Source organism: Emcibacter nanhaiensis, assembly GCF_006385175.1.
GTDB lineage: Bacteria > Pseudomonadota > Alphaproteobacteria > Sphingomonadales > Emcibacteraceae > Emcibacter > Emcibacter nanhaiensis.
This window is the reverse complement of sequence record NZ_VFIY01000018.1, coordinates 19,138-41,957: the sequence shown is the minus strand read 5'-3', so window position 1 is coordinate 41,957 and position 22,820 is coordinate 19,138. Positions and strand designations below refer to the sequence as shown.

Genomic DNA, 22,820 nt, shown 5'->3' with positions numbered 1-22,820 from the left:
ATGATTTCTGCTGCCTTTTGCATGGTGTGTCTTGTCTGGCGTCAGTTGGCCATATAACCCGGCATCCAGCCCGCATGCTTGTCCCGGAGGTCGGCGACGGACAGGCTGAACGCGCCGTCCACGTCGAGGGCCTCGCCGCCCACTGTGCCGATTTTGGCGGCAGTCACGCCGGCGGCGGAGGCGTTGGCCAGGATCCCGTCGGCGGCAGCGGCCGGCACAGACAGGATGTATCGCGCCTGGTCTTCGCCGAAGCCATAGGCATGCAGCGGCAGGCTGCTGTTCTCCAGGCTGACGTTGATGCCGCGGCCGGACGCGATCGCCATTTCCGCGAGGCCGACGAACAGGCCGCCGTCAGACAGGTCATGGCAGGTGCTGACGGTGCCGTCCTCGATCAGGCCGCGGACAAAATCGCCATTCTTTTTCTCCAGCGCCAGGTCCACTTTCGGCGGTGCGCCTTCCTCGCGGCCTTCCATCACCTCCAGATAGAGGGAGGCGCCGAGGTGGCCAGTGGTCTCGCCGACCAGGACCAGCACTTCACCGTCCGCTTTCGGGGCCATGGTGGCCATCTTGCTGCTGTCTTTCAGCAGGCCGACGCCGCCAATGGCCGGGGTCGGGTGAATGCCGGTGCCGTTGGTTTCATTGTAGAGGGAGACGTTGCCGGACACGACCGGATAATCGAGCGCCGAACAGGCGTCGCGCAGGCCTTCGATGCAACCGACGAACTGGCCCATGATGTCGGGGCGTTCCGGGTTGCCGAAGTTGAGGCAGTTGGTGATCGCCAGCGGCGTGCCGCCGACGGCGGTGATGTTGCGCCAGGTCTCGGCCACAGCCTGTTTGCCGCCTTCATAGGGGTCGGCAAAGCAATAGCGCGGTGTACAGTCGGTGGAAATGGCCAGCGCCTTGTCGGTGTCATGCACCCGCACCACGGCGGCATCGCCGCCCGGCTTCTGGATGGTGTCGGCCATCACCTGGTGGTCATACTGTTCCCAGATCCAGCTGCGGCTGCAGAGGTTGGGGGAGCCAACCATTTTCAGCAGCGCCTCGCCCAGGTCGTTCGGAGCGGCGATGTCATCGGCGCTCACAGTCGCGGCAGGGTCCTTTTTCACCCACGGACGGTCATATTCCGGGCTGTTGTCAGCCAGCGGGCCGGCCGGGATGTCGGCCACGGTTTCGCCCTGGAACGTCAGGGTCAGGTTGCCGGTGTCAGTAATCTTGCCGATCACGGCGAAATCCAGGTCCCATTTGCGGAAGATCGCCTCGGCCTCGGCCTCGTGGCCCGGTTTCAGTACCATGAGCATGCGCTCCTGGCTCTCGGACAGCATCATCTCGTAGGGCGTCATATGTTCTTCGCGCTGGGGCACATTGTCGAGGTTGAGCTCGAAGCCGACCCCGCCGCCGGAGGCCATCTCCACGGAGGAGGAGGTGAGGCCGGCCGCGCCCATGTCCTGGATCGCGACGATGGCGTCGGTGGCCATCAGTTCGAGGCAGGCTTCAATGAGCAGTTTCTCGGTAAAGGGGTCACCGACCTGCACGGTCGGGCGTTTTTCCTCACTGTCCTCGGTGAATTCCGCGGACGCCATGGTGGCGCCGTGAATGCCGTCACGGCCGGTCTTGGAGCCGACGTAAACCACCGGGTTGCCGACACCGGCGGCGGCAGACAGGAAGATCTTGTTGGCGTCAGCCAGACCCACGGTCATGGCGTTGACCAGGATGTTGCCGTCATAGGACGGGTGGAAATTGGTTTCGCCGCCGACGGTGGGGACGCCGACACAGTTGCCATAACCGCCGATGCCTTCGACCACGCCGCTCAGCAGGTGGCGGGTTTTCGGATGCTCCGGGGAGCCGAAGCGCAGCGCGTTCATGTTGGCGATCGGACGTGCGCCCATGGTGAAGACGTCACGCAGGATACCGCCGACGCCGGTCGCTGCTCCCTGGTAGGGCTCGATATAGGACGGGTGGTTGTGGCTTTCCATCTTGAAGATGGCGGCCTGGCCGTCACCGATATCGATCACCCCGGCGTTTTCACCCGGACCCTGGATCACCCAAGGCGCCTTGGTCGGCAGGGTCTTCAGATGCAGCTTGGAAGATTTATAGGAGCAATGCTCGCTCCACATCACGGAAAAGATGCCCAGTTCGGTCAGGGTCGGGGTGCGGCCGAGGATTTTCAGGCAGAGCTGGTACTCGTCGTCGCTCAGACCGTGTTCCTTGATCAGTTCTTCGGTGATTTCTACATTATTGTTCCAGGTCATAACCCAATTCCTAACTCTGGTCCTAATTCAGACTGTTCAGCATGCTTTCAAAAAATCCGCGACCGTCGGTGCCGCCCTGGGCCTCTTCGATCAGTCGTTCCGGATGGGGCATCATGCCGAGAATGTTTTTGCGCCGGTTGATGATACCGGCAATGTCGTTGCGGGAGCCGTTGGGATTGTCCATATAGCGGAACACCACCCGGCCGTCGTCTTCCAGTTCCTTCAGGGTGTCGTCGTCGGCGAAATAGTTGCCGTCATGATGGGCTACCGGAATGTTGATGACCTGGCCCTGTTCGTAGGCATTGGTATAGGGGGTGTCGGTATTTTCCACTTTCAGATCAACATGCTTGCAGACAAACTTGAGGCTCTGGTTGCGCATCAGGGCGCCCGGCAGCAGGCCGGTTTCGGTCAGCACCTGGAAGCCGTTGCAGACACCGAAAACATTGACCCCCTTGTCGGCCCGGGCGATCACTTCCTTCATGGCCGGGGAGCGGGCCGCCATGGCGCCGCACCGCAGGTAATCGCCAAAGGAAAATCCGCCGGGCAGGGCGATCAGGTCCACATCGGGAATTTCCGAATCCTGATGCCAGACGATATGTGGTTTCTGTCCAGTGACCTTTTCCAGAGCCACGATCATATCCCGATCGCAGTTGGAGGCCGGAAATACAACTACAGCGCTTTTCATAGACGCAAATCCCAAATAAGTAAAAGCCCTCGGGAGAGGGCGTTAGTCGATTTCGATATCGTAATTTTCGATGACCGTGTTGGACAGCAGCTTCCTGCACATTTCGTCCACGGCCGCCTCTGCCTTGACCTTGTCGGTCTCGGCGAGGTCCAGTTCGATGAATTTACCCTGACGCACATCGTCCACGCCATCAAAGCCGAGGGCGGCGAGGGCATGCTGGATGGCCTTGCCCTGGGGGTCAAGAACGCCGTTTTTCAAGGTTACATGTACACGTGCTTTCACGGTGTGTCCCTTTCTGATTTCTGGTTATTACTCTGCTGCCTCCAGGGAGATGCCCAACCTGCGGGCCACTTCCTGATAGGCTTCCACTTCTCCGCCAAGATCCCGGCGGAAGCGATCCTTGTCCAGTTTTTCGCCGGTCTCGAAATCCCACAGGCGACAGTTGTCGGGGCTGAATTCGTCGGCGAGGACCAGCTGGACGGTGTCATCCTCGACCAGGCGGCCGAATTCCAGCTTGAAGTCCACCAGCTCAATGCCGATGGCGGCAAACATGCCGCGCAGGAAGTCATTGATCTGCAGCGCCATATCGATGATGTCGTCCAGTTCCTCCTCGGTGGCCAGGCCCAGCACCAGAACATGCTCCTCAGCCATCAGCGGATCGCCAAGGTCGTCATTCTTGAGGGAGAATTCCACCAGCGGCCGGCTGAGGCGGGTGCCTTCTTCGACGCCGAACTTCTTGGACATGGAACCGGCGGCAATATTGCGCACGATCACTTCCAGCGGCACGATTTCCACTTTCTTGACCAGCTGTTCGCGGTCGGACAGGCGCTTGATGTAATGGGTCGGGATGCCGATGTTTTCCAGGCGCCGCATCACCAGATCGGTGATCCGGTTGTTGATGATTCCCTTGCCGGCGATGGTGCCTTTCTTCACATTGTTGAAGGCGGTGGCGTCATCCTTGAAATATTGAATAATAGTACCGGGTTCGGGCCCCTCGTACAGAGTTTTGGCCTTACCCTCATAAAGTTTCACGCCCTTGGTCATATGGGGAACCTTAAAAGTTATAAAGATTAAGAATCAAGCGAGGCGAACATATATCATAAAACTGTCAAATTCAATGTGCCATGACGAGAAAACGGGGTTAAAAAATAATCTTTCAATTCCTATATAAAAAATATGGAAACCTGTGCTTTAATGGCGTACATATGGGCCCAAATATTACTGTCGATATCGTGACACTACAGGAGTTGAAAAGATGAGCCAGTTTGACGACCGGGAGCAAACGTTCGAAAAGAAATATGCCAAGGACGAAGAAAAAGAATTCAAGATCATTGCCCGGCGCAATAAACTTCTCGGACTGTGGGCTGCAGGACTGATGGGTCTGGAAGGCGATGCTGCCGACGCCTACGCCAGGGAAGTGGTGGAAGCTGATTTTGAAGAAGCCGGCCATGAAGACGTCTATCGCAAGGTCAAGGGCGACCTGGATGCCAAGGGCCTGGATGTTTCCGAGCACCAGCTGCGTCGTGAAATGGAAGACCGTCTGGCCGAGGCCCGCGAACAGCTGAAAAACTAGTCAGCTCCGGCTAGCACTGGAAATTCAGACCACCCTCCCGTCACCGGAGGGTGGTTTTTTATTTGTCATCTGTTCTGTCGCAGATACCGTATGATGGGACAGGAATAATTCTCATGACGACACTTGTATGGTTACGCCGGGACCTCCGGCTGCTTGATAATCCCGCGCTCTCTCACGCGGCCCGGCAGGGCCGGGTGCTGCCGGTCTATATCCTCGAAGATAACGAAGTCCCGGGGATGGGCAGGGCTGGGCGCTGGTGGCTGCATCACAGTCTGAGCGCCTTGCGGGAGCAGTTCCGGCAGCGGGGATGCCCGCTGATCCTGCGCCGAGGTAATCCCCAGCAGATCATCGAAGACCTGGTGCAAGAAGCAGAGGTGACCGCCGTCTGCTGGAACCGTCTCTATGAACCGGCAACCATCAAACGGGATGCGGCGATCAAGGAGCAATTGACGTTCCGGGGGCTGGAGGTCCGGTCCTTTAACGGCAGCCTGCTCAACGAACCCTGGGCGGTCGAGACCGGGCAAGGCGGTCCCTACAGGGTGTTTACCCCTTACTGGCGTCAGGCAGCCAGCCAGGTTGCCGGGGACCGGATTTTGCCGGTACCGGAGCTGAAGGGGCTGGAAAGTCCGGTCAAGTCCAATGATCTCAGGGACTGGGGCCTGCTGCCGACAAAACCGGACTGGTCCGGTGGTCTGGCGTGGCGCTGGACCCCGGGAGAAAAGGGCGCGCTGGACCGGTTTGACAAATTCCTGGAGACGGGCCTTCAGAAATATGCCGGGTACCGCGATTTTCCGGCGGAAAATGCCATCTCCGAACTGTCGCCGCATCTCCATTTCGGCGAGATCAGCGTGCGCGATATCTGGAACCGCCTCACTCCGTTTGAGGAACTGGCCGGGATTGGCCGGTCAGCGAACAAATTCCGCAGCGAACTGGGCTGGCGCGAATTCAGCGCCCATCTGCTCTATCATTTCCCGCACATCCCGACCGAACCGTTCCGGCCGGAGTTTTCGGATTTCCCCTGGCAACAGGATGACGAACTGCTTGAGTGCTGGCAGCAAGGGATGACCGGCTATCCGCTGGTCGATGCGGGTATGCGGGAACTATGGCAAAGCGGCTTTATGCATAACCGGGTGCGCATGGTGGTGGCCTCCTTCCTGACCAAGAACCTGCTCATTCCCTGGCAGACAGGGGCGGACTGGTTCTGGGACACCCTGGTGGATGCGGATCTCGCCAATAATTCGGCAAGCTGGCAGTGGGTGGCCGGCTGCGGTGCCGATGCGGCGCCCTATTTCCGGATTTTCAATCCCGTGACCCAGGGGCAGAAGTTCGACCCGCAGGGTAAATATATCCGCCAATGGGTGCCGGAGCTACGCGACCTCGACAGTGATGAAATCCATGCCCCGTGGCAAGTGCAAAAAGAAAGGACCGGGGGCTACCCCGATCCCATCATTGATCTGAAGGCCACGCGGGAACGCGCCCTCGCGGCCTATAAAAGCCTCAAATAGCGCTTATTCGCCGAACACCCGCTTGAAGATCGTGTCCACATGCTTGGTGTGGTAGCTTTCGTCAAACTTGGAGTCAATTTCCGCGTCTGACAGCTTGGCGGAAACTTCCGGATCATTCTTGAGCTCGGTGGCAAAGTCGGCGCCCTGTTCCCAGACTTTCATGGCGTTGCGCTGCACCAGGCGATAGGCGTCTTCGCGGCTGACGCCGGCCTGGGTCAGGGCGAGCAGAACGCGCTGGCTGTTGTGCAGGCCGCCCAGCTTGTTCATATTCTTGAGCATATTTTCCGGATAAACCACCAGCTTGTCCATGACCATGGTCAGGCGGGCGAGGGCAAAATCGAGGGTCACGGTCGCGTCCGGGCCGATCATGCGCTCGACGGAGGAATGGGAGATATCCCGCTCGTGCCACAGGGCGACATTTTCCATGGCCGGGATGGAGTAACCACGCACCAGGCGGGCCAGGCCGGTCAGGTTTTCGGTCAGCACCGGGTTGCGCTTGTGCGGCATGGCGGAGGAGCCTTTCTGGCCCTTGGAGAAGAACTCCTCGGCTTCCAGCACTTCGGTGCGCTGCAGGTGGCGCACTTCGACGGCGAGGCGTTCGACGGAGCTGGCGATCACGCCGAGGGTGGCGAAGAACATGGCATGGCGGTCGCGCGGGATCACCTGGGTGGAGACCGGCTCGGGCTCCAGGCCCATGGCCTTGGCAACATGTTCCTCGACCCGCGGATCGATATTGGCGAAGGTGCCGACGGCGCCGGAAATGGCGCAGGTGGCGATTTCCTTGCGGGCGTGGACCAGACGTTCCCGGTTGCGGTCGAATTCGGCGTAGGCCTGGGCCATTTTCAGGCCGAAGGTGACCGGTTCAGCATGGATGCCGTGGCTGCGGCCGATACAGACATCCATTTTATGTTCGTAAGCCCGGCGCTTGAGCACCTCCAGAAGCTTGTCCAGGTCATCCAGCAGGATGTCGGCAGCTTTAACCAACTGCACATTGAGGCAGGTGTCCAACACGTCGGAAGAAGTCATGCCCTGGTGCACGAAGCGGGCTTCCGGGCCCACATATTCGGCTAGGGAAGTGAGGAAGGCGATCACGTCGTGTTTGACTTCCCGCTCGATCTCGTCAATCCGCTCGATATCGAAATTGCCTTTTTCCCAGATGGTCTTGGCGGCTTCCTTGGGGATCACCCCCAGTTCGGCCAGGGCGTCACAGGCGTGGGCTTCGATTTCAAACCAGATCTGGAACCGACTCTGCGGCTCCCAGATGGAGGTCATTACTTCACGGGAATAGCGAGGGATCATGTCTTTTCCTGTCTGATGCTGTCGGGATTGCTAAAGGGCAGGCTGTAGCAGAGAATGGCGTTCGGCTCAAGATTATTTGCGAAAAGCAGGACAGGTCGATGCTAAGTATGAAAATTAGAATATCCTAAAATATTAACATGCGAGTAATTTTGATGTATTCTGCTCCTCCATAAATATTGAATTGCTATGAACAGTAAATCCCATGGAGGGGAGTAATGAAGTTACGTTTTGGTGTTTTTGTGGCCAGTGTGGCTTGTCTCGCCGGGCTGGCAGTGGTTCCTGCGCAGGCGCAGTTTGGCGGTTTTCTGAAAAACGCTGTGAAGGATGCAGCAACCAAGGAAGCCATGAAGGCGGCCGGTTTTGAAGGCCTGGATCCGACAAATCCCGACAGTTACAAAGCCTACCTGAAAGGCAAGGTGACTGACAAGGTTTCCGGGGAATTCAGCAAGATGCTGTCTAAGGAGGACGTGGAAACCCAATCCGCATCGGTCAGGGATACGATCTATTCCGGCGAGTCCACAAGTTGGAGCAATCCCGATACCGGCGCCAGTGGTGAAAACAAGGTGGTGAAGGAATCCACCAAGGAAAAGAAAGAAAAAATCACCGTCATGAAAGATAAAGTGGAAGAGATCCCTCCGCTTAATCTAATCGGCATGAATTATGAGGCTTTGGAGACGACGGCTGTTCGCGGTGGACCGGGGACCGATTACAAGGAAGTTGACCAGCTGGAGGCCGGGGAAGTGATCAATGTCATCGGTAAAGTACAGGAGAGTGACTGGTATATGGTCAGCGCCGGCGGCGCCGCCAGTGGATATGTCCATTCCGCTCTGCTCATGGAAGCCTTTGACAAGAGTATTACTGATACCACGGTCCCCGAAGGGAAGACCAAAAAAGTAAAGACCAAAGTCAGCAAGACCTGCAAGGAAGTTGAACAAGCGGTCACCGGCGAAGATAGCAAGACCAAGGTTGAGAAACTTAAGGTGTGCCAGAGCCCGAACGGCTGGGAAGTCACCTGATCATATTCCGGTCTGCAGAAGAGTTTTAACAGAAAGATCAAAATACCTGCCGGGCCGGCAATTTCGCCGGCCTGCCGCAGGCCGGTGCGAAATACCGGAGGGTGTCAGTTATATCCGGGATTCCTGTTCCTTGCAGGATAGCCGTTCAATATTCATGAAAGGTGATTGTGCCATTTCCCTGTAATTCCAGTATGGTCTGGTTCAACAGGGGGATAAGGTCGCTATGTCTCTTGTGGACATAATGATACATCTGATACTCAAGATACTGATTGTTCACCGACATAATATTTTGATATTCGGGATTGCCGGACATCACAATTCGGGCGTTCGACAACGCCATCAGGATCACATCAACCCGATGATGCGTCAGCAGAGTGACTAGTTGCTTCGGGTCATTTGCTGGCGTGACATTCATGCCTTCCGTGTGGCTTTGCAGGGTTTGAATGCCCCTGACAAAACCAATCCTTAATTTTTTGAGATCATCGGGATTTTCTACCTTCACAGATTTATCTAGCGCGTATGCGGCAAAGGTGATTTTTCCGATCGGTGCCGGGACCTTGATCAGGTTAGGGTAAATGTCCTCAACCTTGTGAGTGCGGAAGGCTTCGGCGTCAAACAGGCCTTCATTCGTCAGTTTGAGACAACGAAGGGAGGGTTGTGACGTGAGCTCGACCTGGTAGCCAATATGCTTATAGATGGTGACAAGTGTCGGCGCCAGCGTGCTGAGGAAACCGATGTTGAAATTGCCACAGATTTTTATTTTCCCGGCTTCGGGTGTGTTGGGAACTTGCGAAAAGGAGGCTGAAGGCAGGCAGAAGGGTACCCCAAGGAAAAATATTATGAAAAGGCGTTTAACGCCTCGGTAAAAAAGCACTCTGTCCATTACGCAACCCGGCTTTGAACTACTATTGCCAACTCAAGGATTGTTTATATCACATAATACTTATGAGGTTCCAGTGCTAACGGTTCAGATGTTGTGTCGGGCTGTTGCTGCCGGCCGGATGGGCACCATCGTATGCCGGAAAGGCCCGGTCCAGGATGCTGGCGGCGTCAGCAATCCGGGTGGCGCCATAGATATAGTTGCGCCCTTCACCGAGCCGGCTGTCACAGAACAGGACGCCGATATCGGCGGGGGCATATTGCAGCATCAGCGAGGCCTGGAGGCACAGCGCCATTTTTTCCACGATCATGCGGGCATTGCTCTGCAACCCGGCGGTATCCTGCAACAGGTCGCGCAACTGGGACAGGGTGTCGTCCAGGGCGCCGTTCTGGCCGATAACGGGCGCCACCTGATGGAAAAACAGGTCGAGCGCCTCCGGCTCCTTGCCCAGGGTGCGCAGGATATCAAGGCAGATCACATTGCCAGAGCCTTCCCAGATGCTGTTGAGCGGGGCTTCGCGGTAGAGGCGCGGCATGATCCCTTCCTCCACATAACCGGCGCCGCCAAGGGCTTCCATACATTCATAGACGAAGTTGGGGCAGCGCTTGTTGTGCCAGAATTTGGCAATGGCGACGGCGAGGCGGGCATAGGTGCGAGCCTGATCATTCTCCACCGCTTCGTCAAATTTATGGGCCAGATGAAGGAAGGTCAGCACTCCGGCCTCCAGGTCGAGGGCAAGATCCGCCAGCACCGCCGTCATCAGCGGCTGGTCGATCAGTTTTTTCTGGAAGGCGGAGCGGTGGCGGGCGTGATGCACCGCTTGGGCCAGGGCCTGGCGCATCAGCGACACGGGGGCGATGGCGGTATCGAGCCGGGTATGGTGCACCATATCCATGATGGTGGCGACGCCGCGGCCTTCCTCGCCGATCAGCATCGCCCAGGTATCCTGGTATTCGATCTCGCTGGAGGCATTGGCATGGTTGCCGAGCTTGTGTTTCAGGCGCTGGACAAAGAAATTGTTGCGGCTGTCATCGGGGCGGAAGCGGGGGACAAAGAAGCAGCTGAGGCCATTGTCGGTGTAAGCCAGGGTCAGGAACGCATCGCTCATCGGCGCCGAGCAGAACCATTTGTGGCCGGTGAGTAGGTAACCTTCGTCGCTTTTCACCGCTTTGGTGCTGTTGGCGCGCACGTCGGAGCCGCCCTGTTTCTCGGTCATGGCCATGCCCATGGTGCAGCCTTCCTTCAGGTGGGCCGGGACCATGCGGCTGTCATAGCTGCGGGAGACCAGTTTCGGCAACCACGTCTCACGCAGCTCCGGCACGCGGTTGATGACCGGGATGCCGGCATAGGTCATGGTCAGCGGGCAGCACACCCCGGCCTCCACCTGGTGCAGCAGATATTCCAGCACCGCATGATGCAGGTGGCCGTCCTGCACGTCTTCCTCCCACGGCAGGGAACTAAGGCCGGAGCCTTTGCCGACGGCCATCATCTCGTGATAGGCGGGATGGAATTCCACCTCGTCGATGCGGTGGCCGAAACGGTCAAACAGTTTCAGTTTGGGCGGATTTTCATTGGCCAGGCGGCCGTTCTCGAGACAGGTTTCATGGCCGAGCTGGGAGCCGGTATAAACCAGGTTTTCAAAGGTGCTGCCGGTGCTTTCCCGCTTTGTCGCCTCCTGCAGGATCGGGTCCGAAGTGAACAGGTTGTAATTTTCCAGGACCGGAGGCTGGTTGGTGACCTCATGGGTGCGCAGTTCGGTGTGCGGATTGAAAAATGACATGTTTCGGCCTCCTGTTTTTCCCTCATTCTAGCAGTCGGAGGGGAAAAGGCCAAATCATTAAAACGATCGTTTTAGCCGGTCAGTCGGGATCCCTGGTGATTTGCCGCGACGCTTCACCGTATCGCATCACGGTCAGGGAGGCGGAGTCGGTAATTTCCGGATCCGGAAAGAGGATTTGCTGCTGGATGGAGCGGTCATCCAGATAAAGCCCCGGTCCGATTTTTTCGAGCTTTACAAAGGGGAGGTCGCGATAGGACAGCCACAGGTCGTCCGCCGTTCCTTTGAAGTTGAACTGCCCGAAGGTGCCAAGGGACGGCAGGTCATCAGGCCTTACGGGTGAGGTGTCTTCCCCCTGCTGTTGGATCAGGCGCTGGGCCCACTCGATTTCCTCCAGGGTTTGGGGATCAGAGGTTGTCGAGTGCAGCTGTTCCAAGGCGACGGCATAGGCCCTGTGTCTGGCCTGGGCAGCATTTACAGCGATATCGGGCGTAATGCCCTCGCCTTCGGTGTAAAGTGTCCCCGTGTGGGCATTCGTGAAGGAAATACGCGGGATACGCAGATAAAACTGATCGTCCAGGACCACCGGATCCCAGCCGTTTCCGCCGCCGTAGGTGCGCTCGCCAATAACGGTCGCCCGGCCAAAAGCCCTGAGGTGATAGGTGACATGTTCGGCCAGGCTGTAGGTGGTGCCGCTGGTCAAAATGTAGATGGGTTTGTCAAAGTGGCGGGCTCCTTTGACATCCGCCCGGCTCAGGAGTTTCTCGGTATTCCCGTTCCAGCGTTCCTGACGGGTGGCAAAATGGACTTGCTCCGGTCCCAGGAAATAGCCGAGAAACAGCGGCAGTATGCGGCTGTTGCCGCCGCCATTCCGGCGCAGGTCCAGGATGATCGCCCGGGAGCTTGCCAGCAGGTCCATGACGGCGGTAAAGACCGGCGCGCTTTCGTCCACATGGCCGTCAAAATAGTCGATCCGCAGATAACCGACGCCACCTTTCATCACTTCCACGGCGCGAATGCCGAAATTATCCAGTTTGGCTTCAGCGATTTTGGCACGCCTGTTGGCGCTGTCCCGTTCCTTTGCGGCGACAATCTGTTTCGCCGCTTCCCGGGCCCGGTAGCGGGCGACGGAGTTCGGATCATAAACAACGCCGATATGGGTGTCGCCGGAAATGGCCCGCAGGTCATCCGTCAACTGACTGGCCAAATCCTCGGGACCGGACACAGCGGAATAGGCGCCGCTTTGGGCCTTTTCGAGGAATTCGTCTGCGGTCTTATGGGCAACCTGTTCATCGACGAACTGCGCCCTGACGATTTCCGAGATACGCTCTGTCAGCGCGGTAACATCGATCTTCGCAGCAGCATGGGCTTGGTTCTGGACGAGGCAGCCCACAAGCAGGATAAGAAAAGTCCGAAACAGGGAGGAGGTCATCATTTGTCCTCCGTCTGTGCAAGATCGGCGAACCGGTCGGCCAGAGGTTTGTCCTTCAGGGCGGTGACAGCCTGATGCAGGAGGGCGAGCAGATCAGCGCTGACTTCCTCTGAAAGGGCGCTGAAAACCAATGCCGCGTCGCGGCGATAGTCCTTCAGCAAGTTCGCCTGCTGCCAGCCTTTTGGGGTCAGGCGGAAAATTGTCCGCCTGCGGTCGTCCGGATCGGGCGCGCTTGTAATGAGATCGAGTTTCGCCATGGTTTTCACGCGCTGGGCGACCAGCTGGTGCGGATGATCAAGGGTGCGGGCAATTTCAACCAGGGAGGCGCTGCCAACCTCGGCGAGGCAGAGCAGGGTCGAGGAAACGATCACCGGAAATTCGATGCCTCTATCTTCATAGACGGTTTCCGCCTGCCTGGAGATCAGCATGGCAAAATCGAGCGCCATCTTGCCGGTAAAGGCCGGATCTCTATCCAGTTCCTTTTTGAATTGCTGCAGTTTCATCGGTGGCTTCCAATTTATGCAATATATTGCGCAATATATTGCATAAATAATCTAAAGGCAAGACCGTTGCTTAAAGAAGGCCGAGCGAGCGGAAGCTCTGGTGGCCGGTTTTGGAGATGATCAGGTGATCATGCAGCTTGATGCCGAGCTGGTTGCCGATTTCCTCGATCCGGCGGGTCATGTCGATGTCGTCCCGGCTCGGTGTCGGATCGCCGCTCGGATGATTATGGACGATGATCAGGGCGGTGCTGTTCAGTTCCAGCGCCCGCTTGATGATTTCCCGGGGATAGACCGGCGTGTGGTCGACGGTGCCTTTCTGCTGGATCTCGTCCCGGATCAGGCGGTTTTTCTTGTCGAGGAACAATATCCGGAACTGTTCATGGCTTTCATGGGCCATGGCCACCTGGCAGTAATCGAGCAGCGCCTGCCAGTTGGAGAGCACCGGCTGTTCCAGCACCTTGGCCCGGGCGAGCCGGGCGGCGCTGGCCTCGGCCAGGCGGATGGCGGAAATGACGGTGGGGCCGACGCCGCTGATTTCCTTGAGCCGCTCTTCCGGCGCCGACAGCACGCCGGCATAATCGCCGAAAATGGTGATAAGCTGTTTGGCCAGCGGTTTCATATCCCGGCGCGGGACGGCCAGGCACAGCAGCAGCTCAAGCAGTTCATAGTCGGCCAGGGAGGCGGGGCCGGCCGTGCGGAGCTTGTCTTTCAGGCGCTGGCGGTGGCCAACATAATGGGCATCTTCCTGGTCTGACATGGCTCCCCAAGTTAAGTTCGATTAGTCGTACGGCGGTTTGGTCCATCCTTTCGGTGACTTTGTGAAGATCTCCACGCCGTCAGCCGTAACACCCATACTATGCTCGAACTGGGCGGACAGGGACTTGTCCCGTGTAACCGCCGTCCAGCCATCGCTCAGCACCTTGACCTCTGATGTGCCCAGGTTGATCATGGGCTCGATGGTGAAAAACATGCCTTCCTTGATTTCCGGGCCTTCGCCCGGATTGCCGTAATGCAGCACATTGGGTGCGTCATGGAAAATACGCCCGAGGCCGTGGCCGCAGAACACCTCCACCACGCCACACCGCTCGCTTTCGGCATATTCCTGGATGGCGTGGCCGATGTCGCCCATGGTGTTGCCCGGCTTGACCTGGGCAATGCCGCGCATCAGGCACTCATAGGTGATGTCCACCAGCCGCTTGGCCTTGACTGATGGCGTGCCGACAAAAAACATCCGGCTGGTATCCCCGTACCAGCCGTCGACAATAGGAGTGACATCAATATTCAGGATATCGCCGTTTTTCAGCTTTTTCGGGCCGGGAATACCGTGACACACCACATGATTGATGGAGGTGCAGATGGATTTCGGGAAACCGCGATAGTTGAGCGGCGCCGGAACATGGCCATGATCAACGATATACTCGTGGCAAATGCGGTCCAGTTCCTCGGTGGTCACACCCGGCTGCACATGGGGGGTGATCATGTCGAGCACTTCTGCCGCGAACCGCCCGGCTTTGCGCATGCCTTCAAAATCCGCGGCATCGTGGATCTTGATGGCGTTGGTGGATTCCAGCGGCGCTTCTGACGCTTTGATATATTTCATTCGATACCCTGTTTACTTTCCGGCCATTTCCATTGGCCGGTTTACCTTGATTTCCGTTGGCGTGAGGGAGCAGCTGTAACAGACCGCTTCCACACCTGTGGCCTTTGCCTCCGCAAGGGCTTTGGCATAGGCCGGATCAATATCTTCAGCTACCCTGAATATAGTACAATCTTCGCGCTGCACAAGGTAAACCATCATGGCGCGATGACCTTCCTTGACCATGTCGGCCAGTTCATACAGATGCTTGGTGCCGCGGGCGGTGACCGCATCGGGAAATTCGGCCACTTGCGGCTCCCGGGCCAGGGTGACGTTTTTCACCTCCACATAGCAGTCCGGCCGGTCGTCATGGCCGGACAGGAAAATGTCGATGCGGCTGTTCCGGCCGTATTTCATTTCCCGGCGCAGATTTTCATAACCGGAAAGTTCCTCAATGGTGCCGTCGAGGATCGCTTCCTCCACCAGCTTGTTGGGATGGGAGGTGTTGATGCCGACCAAGGCGTCGTCTGCCCGGACCAGTTCCCATTTCCAGTCCAGCTTGGCCTTGGGGTTGGCGGCGGGGGACAACCAGACCTCGTTGCCGGGGTCCTTGAGCCCCATCATCGAGCCGGAATTGGCGCAATGGGCGGTCACGATCTCACCGCTGTCCAGCTCCACATCGGCCAGAAAACGCTTGTATCTTTTGATCAGGATTCCGCGTGTAAGTTTTTCTGTAAATTTCATGAGCACAGGGTATAGTCGGAAAAATAACTAAAGGCAATCTGACATATGGCTTACGGGTTATGAACAGGAATAAAACGGTCACCGCCGGCATGATTGTGATCGGCGATGAAATCTTGTCCGGCCGGACACGGGATGCAAACCTCAACCACCTGGCCCACTGGCTGACCGAGCAGGGGATCCAGCTCCGTGAAGCGCGGGTCATCGCCGATGACGGGGACGTGATTGTCGATACGGTCAATGAACTCCGGGCCCGCTATGACTATCTGTTCACCACCGGCGGCATCGGTCCGACCCATGACGATATCACCTCTGAAAATATCGCCCGCGCCCTCGGCGTGCCGTTCGTGCAGAACCCCGAAGCCTATGACGTGCTCAAGGATCATTACGGTCCCGATGGCCTGACCGAGGCGCGCCTCAGGATGGCGATGATGCCGGAGGGAGCGGAGCTGATTGACAATCCGATCAGCCGCGCGCCGGGCATTCATATCGGGAATATCTTCGTCCTCGCCGGTATTCCGGTGGTGATGCAGGCCATGCTGCTGGACGTGAGCAAAAAGATTGAGGGCGGTGACAAGATGATCAGCAGGACCATCCATGTCTTCCGTGGCGAGAGTTTCTTTGCCGACCTGCTGGGCCAGGTCAATGATGTGTTCGAGGAAGTCTCGATCGGCAGCTATCCCTTCTATTACGAGCAGGCCTACGGCGCCACCTTCGTGCTGCGCTCCCAGGACGAAGTGGCGCTGGACGAAGCGCTCGGCATGCTGAAGCACAAGATCGTCGACGACGGCTATGAATGCCATGACGGCGAGCCTGCCTTCAAGTCCAGGCCGGTGGATTAGGAAGTAAAATCAAGGTCTTCCCCCGGAAAAAGTGAAAAGCCTGTTTATTTCCGCCGCAGAATATGTCATATCCGGTTTTGTCCAATTTCTGTCTGGGATGCGCCTGTGGTGAAATTGGTAAACACAACAGACTTAAAATCTGTCGACCGTAAGGTCTTGCCGGTTCAAGTCCGGCCAGGCGCACCAACTCCCTTCTTTTAATTTTCCCTGACAATTACGCCCCGCTGAATTCGGTATGCCGGCGCATGGTTTTGCATTCTCCTATCATAAGCAAAACTTATTATGATGATAAAGAATATATAATATATTTATAGTCTTGCCGCCTGTAGCATACGTAAAAATCGATGAAAGATTTAAGGGAGTGTTTCAGAGAAAACGGTGACTGCAGGGCGTTAAATAGGCGGCCTGGACCTGAAAATACCCCCGACATTTGTGAAAGTAACTGTTTACCGGCAGGAAGCCTGCTTTTTGAGCAACCTTTAAAGAAGGAGTATATCTCACATGAAAAAATGCAATTTTCTGATCGCCACTGCAATCACCGGAGTCATGGCCTTGTCTGTGCCCGCTGTTGCCACGGCAGACTCCTCCGCCATGGGGGAAGGTGTTGCCAAATCCAACCAGTTCTGGTGGCCTGAACAACTGAACCTCAGCCCGCTTCGCGACCAGGGCGCGGAATCCAATCCCTACGGTGAAGATTTCGACTATGCTGCGGAATTTGCCAAACTCGACCTGGAGCAGGTGAAGAGCGACATCAACGAGCTGCTGACCACGTCCCAGGACTGGTGGCCGGCCGACTACGGCAACTATGGCCCCTTCTTTATCCGCATGGCCTGGCACAGCGCCGGGACCTACCGGACCAATGACGGCCGCGGCGGCGCCGACGGCGGCCAGCAGCGGTTTGATCCGCTCAACAGCTGGCCCGACAATGCCAGCCTCGACAAGGCGCGTCGCCTGCTGTGGCCGGTGAAACAGAAATACGGCAAGCAGCTGTCCTGGGGCGACCTGATGGTTCTGGCCGGTACCGTGGCCATGGACAATATGGGCTTCAAAACCATTGGTTTTGCCGGTGGCCGTGCGGACGACTGGGAGCCGGAACTGGTTTATTGGGGCCCGGAACAGAAGTTCCTGGCGAAAGATCATGGCCGTCGCGGCAAGGGCGGCAAGCTGGACAACCCGCTGGCGGCCGTGCAGATGGGCCTGATCTATGTGAACCCGGAAGGCCCGAACGGCAATCCGGACCCGATCGCGGCCGCTGCGGACATCCGTGAATCCTTTGGCCGGATGGCGATGAACGACGAAGAGATCGTTGCCCTGATCGCCGGCGGTCACACCTTCGGTAAAGCCCACGGCGCCCACAAAGTGGAAGAATGCGTCGGTGCGGAACCGGCTGCGGCCCCGATCGAAGAACAGGGGTTTGGCTGGAAAAACAAATGCGGTAAAGGGAACGCCGAAGACACCATCACCAGCGGCCTGGAAGGCGCCTGGACAGCTTCCCCGGCCCAGTGGACCAGCATGTATCTGGACAATCTGTTCGGCTTTGAATGGAAGATGACCAAAAGCCCGGCCGGCGCCACCCAGTGGACCCCGACCGATGAATCCGCCAGGGAAATGGTGCCTGACGCCCATGTCGACGGCAAATTCCATGCCCCGATGATGTTCACCACCGACCTGTCCCTGAAAATGGATCCGGAGTTCCGCAAGATCGCCAAGCGCTTCCAGGAAAACCCGGAAGAGTTTGAAAAAGCCTTTGCCAAGGCCTGGTTCAAACTGACGCACCGCGACATGGGCCCGAAAGCGCTTTATGTGGGTGCTGACGCTCCCGAGGAGACCTTCATCTGGCAGGATCCGATCCCCAAGGCCGATTACAAAGTGATCAGCTCCCGGGATGTGAAGAAGCTGAAGGCCGAAATCCTCGAGACCGGCCTGACTGTGCCGGAACTGGTGCGCACTGCCTGGGCAGCCGCTTCAACCTTCCGCGCCACTGACATGCGTGGTGGCGCCAACGGTGGACGCCTGGCCCTGGAGCCCCAGAAAAGCTGGGCGGTCAATAACCCGGCCGAAATCGACAAGGTTCTGTCCAAACTGGAAGAGGTTAAAGCTGGCTTCAACAAGAAGAACAGCAAGACCAGGGTTTCCCTGGCCGACCTGATTGTGCTCGGCGGTAACGCTGCGATCGAAAAGGCTGCCAAGGATGCCGGTCTCAAGGATGTGAAGGTGCCGTTCCAGCCGGGCCGTACCGACGCCTCCCAGGATCAGACCGACGTGAAATCCTTTGCCTTCCTGGAACCGAAGGCTGACGGGTTCCGGAACTATTACAGCGACGGCGCTTATTTTTCCCCGGCGGAAATGCTGGTGGAAAAGGCGGATCAGCTTGACCTGACAGTGCCGGAAATGACGGTTCTGGTCGGCGGCCTGCGGGCGCTCAACGCCAACACCGGACAGGTTGCACACGGTGTGTTCACCGATAAGCCGGGTACCCTGAACAATGACTTCTTTGTCAACCTGCTCGACATGTCCACCCAGTGGAAAAAGTCTGCGGATGCCGAAGGGGTTTACGAAGGCTATGACCGCAAGTCAGGCGAGAAAAAATGGACCGCGACGCCGGTTGACCTGATCTTCGGTTCCAACTCCGAACTTCGCGCCATTGCCGAGGTTTATGCCTTCGACGGCGCAGAGGACAAATTTGTCGCAGATTTCATCAGCGCCTGGAACAAGGTGATGAATGCCGACCGGTTTGACCTGAAGTAATCGCGTCCAGCCTATTTCAAACAAGACGAGCGCAGCCACCAGCTGCGCTCGTTTTCTATTTCACGCGCTCTGCATCTTCCCGTTTGAGTACCTTGTGTTTGTCTTCACTGCTGCCGTGTTTCCAGTAGCTGGAGACATAAAGGCATTTTTTGTCGTGGCTGCACTCGTCAAGATAATAGCTGCGCAGGGCTTTCATACCGCTGAATTCACAGGCGGTCCAGATATGAGGGGCCTTTTCCGGCCAGTCGAGCGTTTTGACCTTGTCCAGCAGCAGCTCACTGTTCTGACCGGGAAGCGGATTGACGAGCCAATGGAGTTCGACACCGTCAGGTTTTTTCAGGTCCTGCCTGTCGTCAGCGGACAGGATTTCCAGCACGGCGTGGCCGCGCACATGAGGCGGCAGGCTTGCCAGGTTAACGCTGATGGCGGGCAGGGCGGTCATATCGCCGACGGTGAGGACCCAGCCGGCTGTCGGATCAATGGGCTTTTTCGGCCCCGGGCCGCCGACCATGATCTTGCCGCCGGGCTCGGCGTCCAGGGCCCAGCGCGAGGCCGGACCGCCGTCTTCATGAAGGACAAAGTCGATATCAATTTCCCTCTGCCGCTGGGCGCGGATGGTATAGGTGCGCACGGCGGGGCGCTCGCTGCCCGGCAGGGGAAGCATCAGCTTGACATAGCCGCCGGCCTGGTCGGCCGGAAAAGATGCCATGCCATCCCCGCCCAGTGTAAGACGCAGCATATTGGGGGTAATCATCTGCCGGTTGATGACCGTAAGCTCGCGGGGGGCGGGACGTCGTTGCATGTTATTTCCCTTCAACAGTTTTTCTGGTTTTCCCTGGGGTATTGTCATTCTTTTCCTCTTGCTGGTTTCTGCTTATCCAGGTTTGCGACCATGACCTGAGACAGTCTGGTGAACTCCTCTATTTCGCCTGCCGTCAGCCCCTGGACCATATCCGCGGCGGCTTCATTTTCAGCGGCCGTGACGGTTGTCAGGGTTTCACGGCCTTTGTCCGTCAGCATCAGAATCTGGCTGCGTTTGTCTTCGGGGTGGGGGTGTCTTTCGATCAGTCTCTCTGCCAGAAGCTCTTTAATCACTCTGGTGATCTGCCCCTTGTCCCGCCGAAGCCGTTTTCCGACATCACGGGCGGTGCAGTCCGGCATACTTCTGATCATTTTCAGGGCCCGGATATAGGGAATGCTCAACGGCAGATGGCGCCGCCGGTACGCCGTTCTCATCGCCCGCCGGTAGGTATGCATCAGGGTATGAAGGGATTCGCCGATTTGTTCTCTGGTCATCGAAAGGCAAACTCATTTGGTTGAACTTGTCAACTAAGTAGACAATATGATTGATATTGTCAACCATATTGTCGGTGGAGGCGATTGGGGTGAGAGCAGGCGGCTGTCAGCAGTTGGTGACAGGCCGGAAAATCCCTGAAAAAAGTTGAACATAAAAACAAAGTAAATTAGTATCTAAACTAGTTTCGTGTTGTAGTTCCCCTGTAAAAGTAAACGCATGCATCGCAAAGACATAACCATTCCCTGAAGAGGAGGGGGGGAGGCGCGTTAGTGATCTTGATTCCTTCCGTCCTGATTCGGAGATGCCGCATCAGCAAGGAGACAGATCATGAAAATTCCAAAATCCTGCAAATATCTGACAGCCGTTCTGGCTGCGTCTACTATCTTGGCTACCGGTCTGGTTTCTTCTGCCGGGGCGGATCAGGCGACAAGTTACGCCCCGATCGCCATCAAGGAAGAATTTGCCAAAACCAAAAAGCGGATGGAAGGCGATAAGAAAAAAATTGAAAAACGCCACAACAAGCTTCTGGAAGAAAGATATGACCTGAGTGACAGCCCGATCAAGGGTGTTACCATGTCCGGGGGCAAGGCAGTCCAGGGCGGGGTTCGCGTCAAACTGCCCAAGGGAGTGGATTCCTGGGAAGATCTTGCCGCCATGTCACCGGAGGAAATCCGTGATAAGGGTTTGTTCCCCAAAGGATTTTTGCCTTTGCCGCACCCGAACCATCCAGAAGGGGGTATGGTGTTCCCCCAGTCACACATCGATGAAATCAAGAAACAGGAAGGTCGCGACCTGACCCGTTTCGACCTTGACTATGACCTGCCGGCCCATTTGCTGCCGGATTTCCCAGCGCCGATTTACCTGACAACCCGCCCGGATCTCGGGGATGTTTCCCAGGGGCAGCTGGTCACTATTATGAACTATTATGAACTGTTCAACGGTATCCTCAATCCGAAGCAGCTCGAAGGCCTGCGGCTGCTGGTGACGCCGTTCCCGCAGCAACAGTTCAACCAGACTGAAGATCGCCGGACCGCATTGGCCAGCCGGGGCGTGACCTGCTTTGACTGTCATGCCAACGGCCATACCAATGCGGCTACTCACCTGGTCGGGGACATCCGTCCGCAGGAGTTCCGCCACCGGCTTGATACGCCGCCGTTGCGCGGGGTCAATGTCCAGCGCCTGTTCGGCTCCCAGCGGGCGCTTAAATCGGTCGAGGACTTCACCGAGTTTGAACAGCGGGCGGCCTATTTTGACGGCGACCATGTCATTGCCGCCAAGAAAGGCGTCAATGCTCTCGAGCGCGGCAGCCAGGTTCACTTCATGGCGGAGTTCCAGGAATTGCTCGATTTCCCGCCGGCGCCCAAGCTTGATGTATTTGGGCGTCTGGACCCGAAAAAGGCCACCGAAGCCGAACTCAGGGGCGAAGCGGTGTTCAACGGCAAAGGACGTTGTACTGAATGCCATATGGCGCCTTATTACACCGACAACCTGATGCATAATCTGAAAACGGAACGCTTCTTCAAGCCACAGATGATAAACGGTCGTATGGCGTCCGCCGACGGGCCGATCAAGACTTTCCCGCTGCGTGGCATCAAGGATTCCCCGACCTATATGCATGACGGCCGTCTGCTGACCCTTGCCGATACGGTTGAGTTCTTCAACATTGTGCTGGAAACGAAACTGACCGAACAGGAAAAATCCGATCTGGTGGCCTTTATGTTGGCGCTTTAAGTCAGTCCAGCGACAGCATGCGTCAGAATGTAAAAATGCCGGCTCCTATCGTGGGGGCCGGCATTTGCCTGTTATTGCCGAATATCTGTCCCTTGCTGTCGCTTGCCGTGACGAAAAAAACAATGACTTTGCGGTTAGTTACGATCATTATGTGGTGCGCAGCATAATGATATTATTGTCGGCAGAGGGAGGATTTATGAGGTTTATCGCCGTTTTGAGCTGTTTGTTTGCAACCTTTCTGGGGGTGTCGTCACATGCGGGCGAAGTCACGGTGGCGGTCGCCTCCAATTTTACCGGTGCGATGAAAGAAATTGCCGGCGCTTTCGAGAAGCAATCCGGGCACAGGGTCAAACTTTCCTTTGGCTCCTCCGGAAAATTTTATGCCCAGATCAGGAACGGGGCGCCCTTCGAGGTGTTTTTGTCCGCCGATCAGGCCAAACCCGCAGCCCTGGACAAGGATGGGCTAACCGTGGCCGGGAGCCGCTTCAGCTACGCCATTGGCGCCCTGGCGCTGTGGTCGTCGGATGCGAAGGTCGTGGACAACGGAGGCGGGATCCTGAAACGGGGGACATTCCGCAAGATTGCCATCGCCAATCCGAAACTGGCCCCCTATGGCGTGGCCGCGACACAGGTACTTGACGCGCTCGGATTGACTGACATAGTCAGAGGTAAACTGGTCATGGGGGAAAATATCTCCCAGACCTTCCAATTCGTCGGCAGCGGAAACGCAGAGATCGGTTTTGTCGCCCTGTCGCAGGTCATGCAGGGCAACAAGGTGAAGGCCGGATCAGCCTGGATTGTGCCCCCGGAGCTTTATCAACCGATCCGCCAGGATGCGGTGCTGCTTAAGCGCGGCGAGGCAAATGAAGCGGCAGGGGCACTTTTGAGCTTCCTGCGCAGTGAACAGGCCGGAAGAATAATTACTTCTTTCGGCTATAGAGTGCCGACGGACGATTAAGAGGAGCG

Annotated in this window: 21 protein-coding genes and 1 tRNA gene; 8 read left to right on the top strand and 14 right to left on the bottom strand. The window is 57.1% G+C overall.

Translation table 11 applies throughout. The features are described 5' to 3' along the window. Positions 1–41 precede the first annotated feature (41 nt). From purL to purC, 4 genes are read right to left on the bottom strand one after another with little or no spacing between them, the layout of a single operon-like run. Positions 42–2,249: a phosphoribosylformylglycinamidine synthase subunit PurL gene (gene purL, locus FIV46_RS14255; RefSeq protein ID WP_139941602.1), complete on the bottom strand. Its 2,208-nt coding sequence runs from the start codon at positions 2,247–2,249 to the stop codon at positions 42–44. A 22-nt stretch (positions 2,250–2,271) separates the two neighbouring features. After that, positions 2,272–2,934, bottom strand: a complete 663-nt coding sequence (gene purQ / locus FIV46_RS14250; protein WP_139941601.1) for a phosphoribosylformylglycinamidine synthase subunit PurQ — start codon at positions 2,932–2,934, stop codon at positions 2,272–2,274. 42 nt (positions 2,935–2,976) lie between these two features. Further along, the gene (purS, locus tag FIV46_RS14245; protein ID WP_139941600.1) at positions 2,977–3,216 is read right to left on the bottom strand and encodes a phosphoribosylformylglycinamidine synthase subunit PurS; all 240 of its coding nucleotides are present in this window, start codon (positions 3,214–3,216) and stop codon (positions 2,977–2,979) included. A 27-nt stretch (positions 3,217–3,243) separates the two neighbouring features. Beyond that, positions 3,244–3,978 (bottom strand): phosphoribosylaminoimidazolesuccinocarboxamide synthase, encoded by a 735-nt coding sequence (purC, locus tag FIV46_RS14240; RefSeq protein WP_139941599.1) that lies wholly within the window; start codon positions 3,976–3,978, stop codon positions 3,244–3,246. A gap of 211 nt (positions 3,979–4,189) precedes the next feature. On the opposite strand from purC, the gene FIV46_RS14235 reads away from it, so the two are divergent. Both FIV46_RS14235 and FIV46_RS14230 read left to right on the top strand, forming a co-directional pair. Further along, entirely contained in the window at positions 4,190–4,507 is a 318-nt protein-coding gene (locus FIV46_RS14235; protein WP_139941598.1) for a DUF1476 domain-containing protein, read from the top strand. A 113-nt stretch (positions 4,508–4,620) separates the two neighbouring features. Beyond that, positions 4,621–6,012 carry a cryptochrome/photolyase family protein gene (locus FIV46_RS14230; protein WP_139941597.1) on the top strand — a complete coding sequence of 464 codons (1,392 nt, stop codon included), beginning with the start codon at positions 4,621–4,623 and terminating at the stop codon, positions 6,010–6,012. A 3-nt stretch (positions 6,013–6,015) separates the two neighbouring features. On the opposite strand, the gene purB is transcribed toward FIV46_RS14230, so the two are convergent. Next, positions 6,016–7,311 (bottom strand): adenylosuccinate lyase, encoded by a 1,296-nt coding sequence (gene purB / locus FIV46_RS14225; RefSeq protein WP_139941596.1) that lies wholly within the window; start codon positions 7,309–7,311, stop codon positions 6,016–6,018. Positions 7,312–7,526: 215 nt separating this feature from the next. On the opposite strand from purB, the gene FIV46_RS14220 reads away from it, so the two are divergent. Continuing rightward, entirely contained in the window at positions 7,527–8,327 is an 801-nt protein-coding gene (locus tag FIV46_RS14220) for an SH3 domain-containing protein (RefSeq protein ID WP_139941595.1), read from the top strand. Between the two features lie 145 nt (positions 8,328–8,472). Here the strand turns inward: FIV46_RS14220 and FIV46_RS14215 are convergent, their stop codons facing one another. The 7 genes from FIV46_RS14215 to sfsA form a co-directional block, all read right to left on the bottom strand. After that, positions 8,473–9,210: a substrate-binding periplasmic protein gene (locus tag FIV46_RS14215; RefSeq protein WP_139941594.1), complete on the bottom strand. Its 738-nt coding sequence runs from the start codon at positions 9,208–9,210 to the stop codon at positions 8,473–8,475. Between the two features lie 76 nt (positions 9,211–9,286). Then, positions 9,287–10,987 (bottom strand): acyl-CoA dehydrogenase family protein, encoded by a 1,701-nt coding sequence (locus tag FIV46_RS14210; RefSeq protein WP_139941593.1) that lies wholly within the window; start codon positions 10,985–10,987, stop codon positions 9,287–9,289. Between the two features lie 79 nt (positions 10,988–11,066). Next, the gene (locus tag FIV46_RS14205; RefSeq protein ID WP_139941592.1) at positions 11,067–12,419 is read right to left on the bottom strand and encodes a S41 family peptidase; all 1,353 of its coding nucleotides are present in this window, start codon (positions 12,417–12,419) and stop codon (positions 11,067–11,069) included. Further along, entirely contained in the window at positions 12,416–12,919 is a 504-nt protein-coding gene (locus FIV46_RS14200) for a MarR family winged helix-turn-helix transcriptional regulator (protein WP_139941591.1), read from the bottom strand. The genes FIV46_RS14205 and FIV46_RS14200 overlap by 4 nt, the downstream gene beginning before the upstream one ends. A gap of 70 nt (positions 12,920–12,989) precedes the next feature. Then, positions 12,990–13,676, bottom strand: a complete 687-nt coding sequence (gene radC, locus FIV46_RS14195) for a RadC family protein (protein WP_139941590.1) — start codon at positions 13,674–13,676, stop codon at positions 12,990–12,992. A gap of 21 nt (positions 13,677–13,697) precedes the next feature. Continuing rightward, entirely contained in the window at positions 13,698–14,519 is an 822-nt protein-coding gene (map, locus tag FIV46_RS14190; RefSeq protein WP_139941589.1) for a type I methionyl aminopeptidase, read from the bottom strand. Between the two features lie 12 nt (positions 14,520–14,531). Further along, positions 14,532–15,239: a DNA/RNA nuclease SfsA gene (gene sfsA / locus FIV46_RS14185; RefSeq protein WP_139941588.1), complete on the bottom strand. Its 708-nt coding sequence runs from the start codon at positions 15,237–15,239 to the stop codon at positions 14,532–14,534. Positions 15,240–15,298: 59 nt separating this feature from the next. Between sfsA and FIV46_RS14180 the strand changes: the two genes are divergently transcribed. The 3 genes from FIV46_RS14180 to katG all read left to right on the top strand — a co-directional run bounded on the left by FIV46_RS14180 (position 15,299) and on the right by katG (position 18,826). Beyond that, positions 15,299–16,078 (top strand): competence/damage-inducible protein A, encoded by a 780-nt coding sequence (locus FIV46_RS14180; protein ID WP_139941587.1) that lies wholly within the window; start codon positions 15,299–15,301, stop codon positions 16,076–16,078. A gap of 99 nt (positions 16,079–16,177) precedes the next feature. Then, a tRNA-Leu gene (locus FIV46_RS14175) sits at positions 16,178–16,264 on the top strand. Positions 16,265–16,624: 360 nt separating this feature from the next. Continuing rightward, complete coding sequence (gene katG, locus FIV46_RS14170) at positions 16,625–18,826, top strand: catalase/peroxidase HPI (protein WP_219846188.1); 2,202 nt, start codon at positions 16,625–16,627, stop codon at positions 18,824–18,826. A gap of 55 nt (positions 18,827–18,881) precedes the next feature. On the opposite strand, the gene FIV46_RS14165 is transcribed toward katG, so the two are convergent. Beyond that, positions 18,882–19,628: a siderophore-interacting protein gene (locus FIV46_RS14165; RefSeq protein ID WP_139941585.1), complete on the bottom strand. Its 747-nt coding sequence runs from the start codon at positions 19,626–19,628 to the stop codon at positions 18,882–18,884. A gap of 44 nt (positions 19,629–19,672) precedes the next feature. After that, positions 19,673–20,122 (bottom strand): MarR family winged helix-turn-helix transcriptional regulator, encoded by a 450-nt coding sequence (locus tag FIV46_RS14160; RefSeq protein ID WP_139941584.1) that lies wholly within the window; start codon positions 20,120–20,122, stop codon positions 19,673–19,675. Between the two features lie 328 nt (positions 20,123–20,450). Between FIV46_RS14160 and FIV46_RS14155 the strand changes: the two genes are divergently transcribed. Beyond that, a complete protein-coding gene (locus tag FIV46_RS14155) occupies positions 20,451–21,854 on the top strand; it encodes a cytochrome B6 (protein ID WP_139941583.1) in 1,404 nt (467 codons plus the stop codon). 196 nt (positions 21,855–22,050) lie between these two features. After that, positions 22,051–22,812, top strand: coding sequence for a molybdate ABC transporter substrate-binding protein (gene modA, locus FIV46_RS14150; protein WP_139941582.1), 762 nt, complete (start codon positions 22,051–22,053; stop codon positions 22,810–22,812). Positions 22,813–22,820 lie beyond the last annotated feature (8 nt).

Excerpts from the sequence above, each read along its gene's own strand:
- purL (WP_139941602.1), bottom strand. The coding sequence starts at position 2,249 with ATGACCTGGAACAATAATGTAGAAATCACCGAAGAACTGATCAAGGAA.
- purQ (WP_139941601.1), bottom strand. The coding sequence starts at position 2,934 with ATGAAAAGCGCTGTAGTTGTATTTCCGGCCTCCAACTGCGATCGGGAT.
- purC (WP_139941599.1), bottom strand. The coding sequence starts at position 3,978 with ATGACCAAGGGCGTGAAACTTTATGAGGGTAAGGCCAAAACTCTGTAC.
- FIV46_RS14235 (WP_139941598.1), top strand. The coding sequence starts at position 4,190 with ATGAGCCAGTTTGACGACCGGGAGCAAACGTTCGAAAAGAAATATGCC.
- FIV46_RS14230 (WP_139941597.1), top strand. The coding sequence starts at position 4,621 with ATGACGACACTTGTATGGTTACGCCGGGACCTCCGGCTGCTTGATAAT.
- purB (WP_139941596.1), bottom strand. The coding sequence starts at position 7,311 with ATGATCCCTCGCTATTCCCGTGAAGTAATGACCTCCATCTGGGAGCCG.
- FIV46_RS14220 (WP_139941595.1), top strand. The coding sequence starts at position 7,527 with ATGAAGTTACGTTTTGGTGTTTTTGTGGCCAGTGTGGCTTGTCTCGCC.
- FIV46_RS14215 (WP_139941594.1), bottom strand. The coding sequence starts at position 9,210 with ATGGACAGAGTGCTTTTTTACCGAGGCGTTAAACGCCTTTTCATAATA.
- FIV46_RS14210 (WP_139941593.1), bottom strand. The coding sequence starts at position 10,987 with ATGTCATTTTTCAATCCGCACACCGAACTGCGCACCCATGAGGTCACC.
- FIV46_RS14205 (WP_139941592.1), bottom strand. The coding sequence starts at position 12,419 with ATGATGACCTCCTCCCTGTTTCGGACTTTTCTTATCCTGCTTGTGGGC.
- FIV46_RS14200 (WP_139941591.1), bottom strand. The coding sequence starts at position 12,919 with ATGAAACTGCAGCAATTCAAAAAGGAACTGGATAGAGATCCGGCCTTT.
- radC (WP_139941590.1), bottom strand. The coding sequence starts at position 13,676 with ATGTCAGACCAGGAAGATGCCCATTATGTTGGCCACCGCCAGCGCCTG.
- map (WP_139941589.1), bottom strand. The coding sequence starts at position 14,519 with ATGAAATATATCAAAGCGTCAGAAGCGCCGCTGGAATCCACCAACGCC.
- sfsA (WP_139941588.1), bottom strand. The coding sequence starts at position 15,239 with ATGAAATTTACAGAAAAACTTACACGCGGAATCCTGATCAAAAGATAC.
- FIV46_RS14180 (WP_139941587.1), top strand. The coding sequence starts at position 15,299 with ATGAACAGGAATAAAACGGTCACCGCCGGCATGATTGTGATCGGCGAT.
- katG (WP_219846188.1), top strand. The coding sequence starts at position 16,625 with ATGGCCTTGTCTGTGCCCGCTGTTGCCACGGCAGACTCCTCCGCCATG.
- FIV46_RS14165 (WP_139941585.1), bottom strand. The coding sequence starts at position 19,628 with ATGCAACGACGTCCCGCCCCCCGCGAGCTTACGGTCATCAACCGGCAG.
- FIV46_RS14160 (WP_139941584.1), bottom strand. The coding sequence starts at position 20,122 with ATGACCAGAGAACAAATCGGCGAATCCCTTCATACCCTGATGCATACC.
- FIV46_RS14155 (WP_139941583.1), top strand. The coding sequence starts at position 20,451 with ATGAAAATTCCAAAATCCTGCAAATATCTGACAGCCGTTCTGGCTGCG.
- modA (WP_139941582.1), top strand. The coding sequence starts at position 22,051 with ATGAGGTTTATCGCCGTTTTGAGCTGTTTGTTTGCAACCTTTCTGGGG.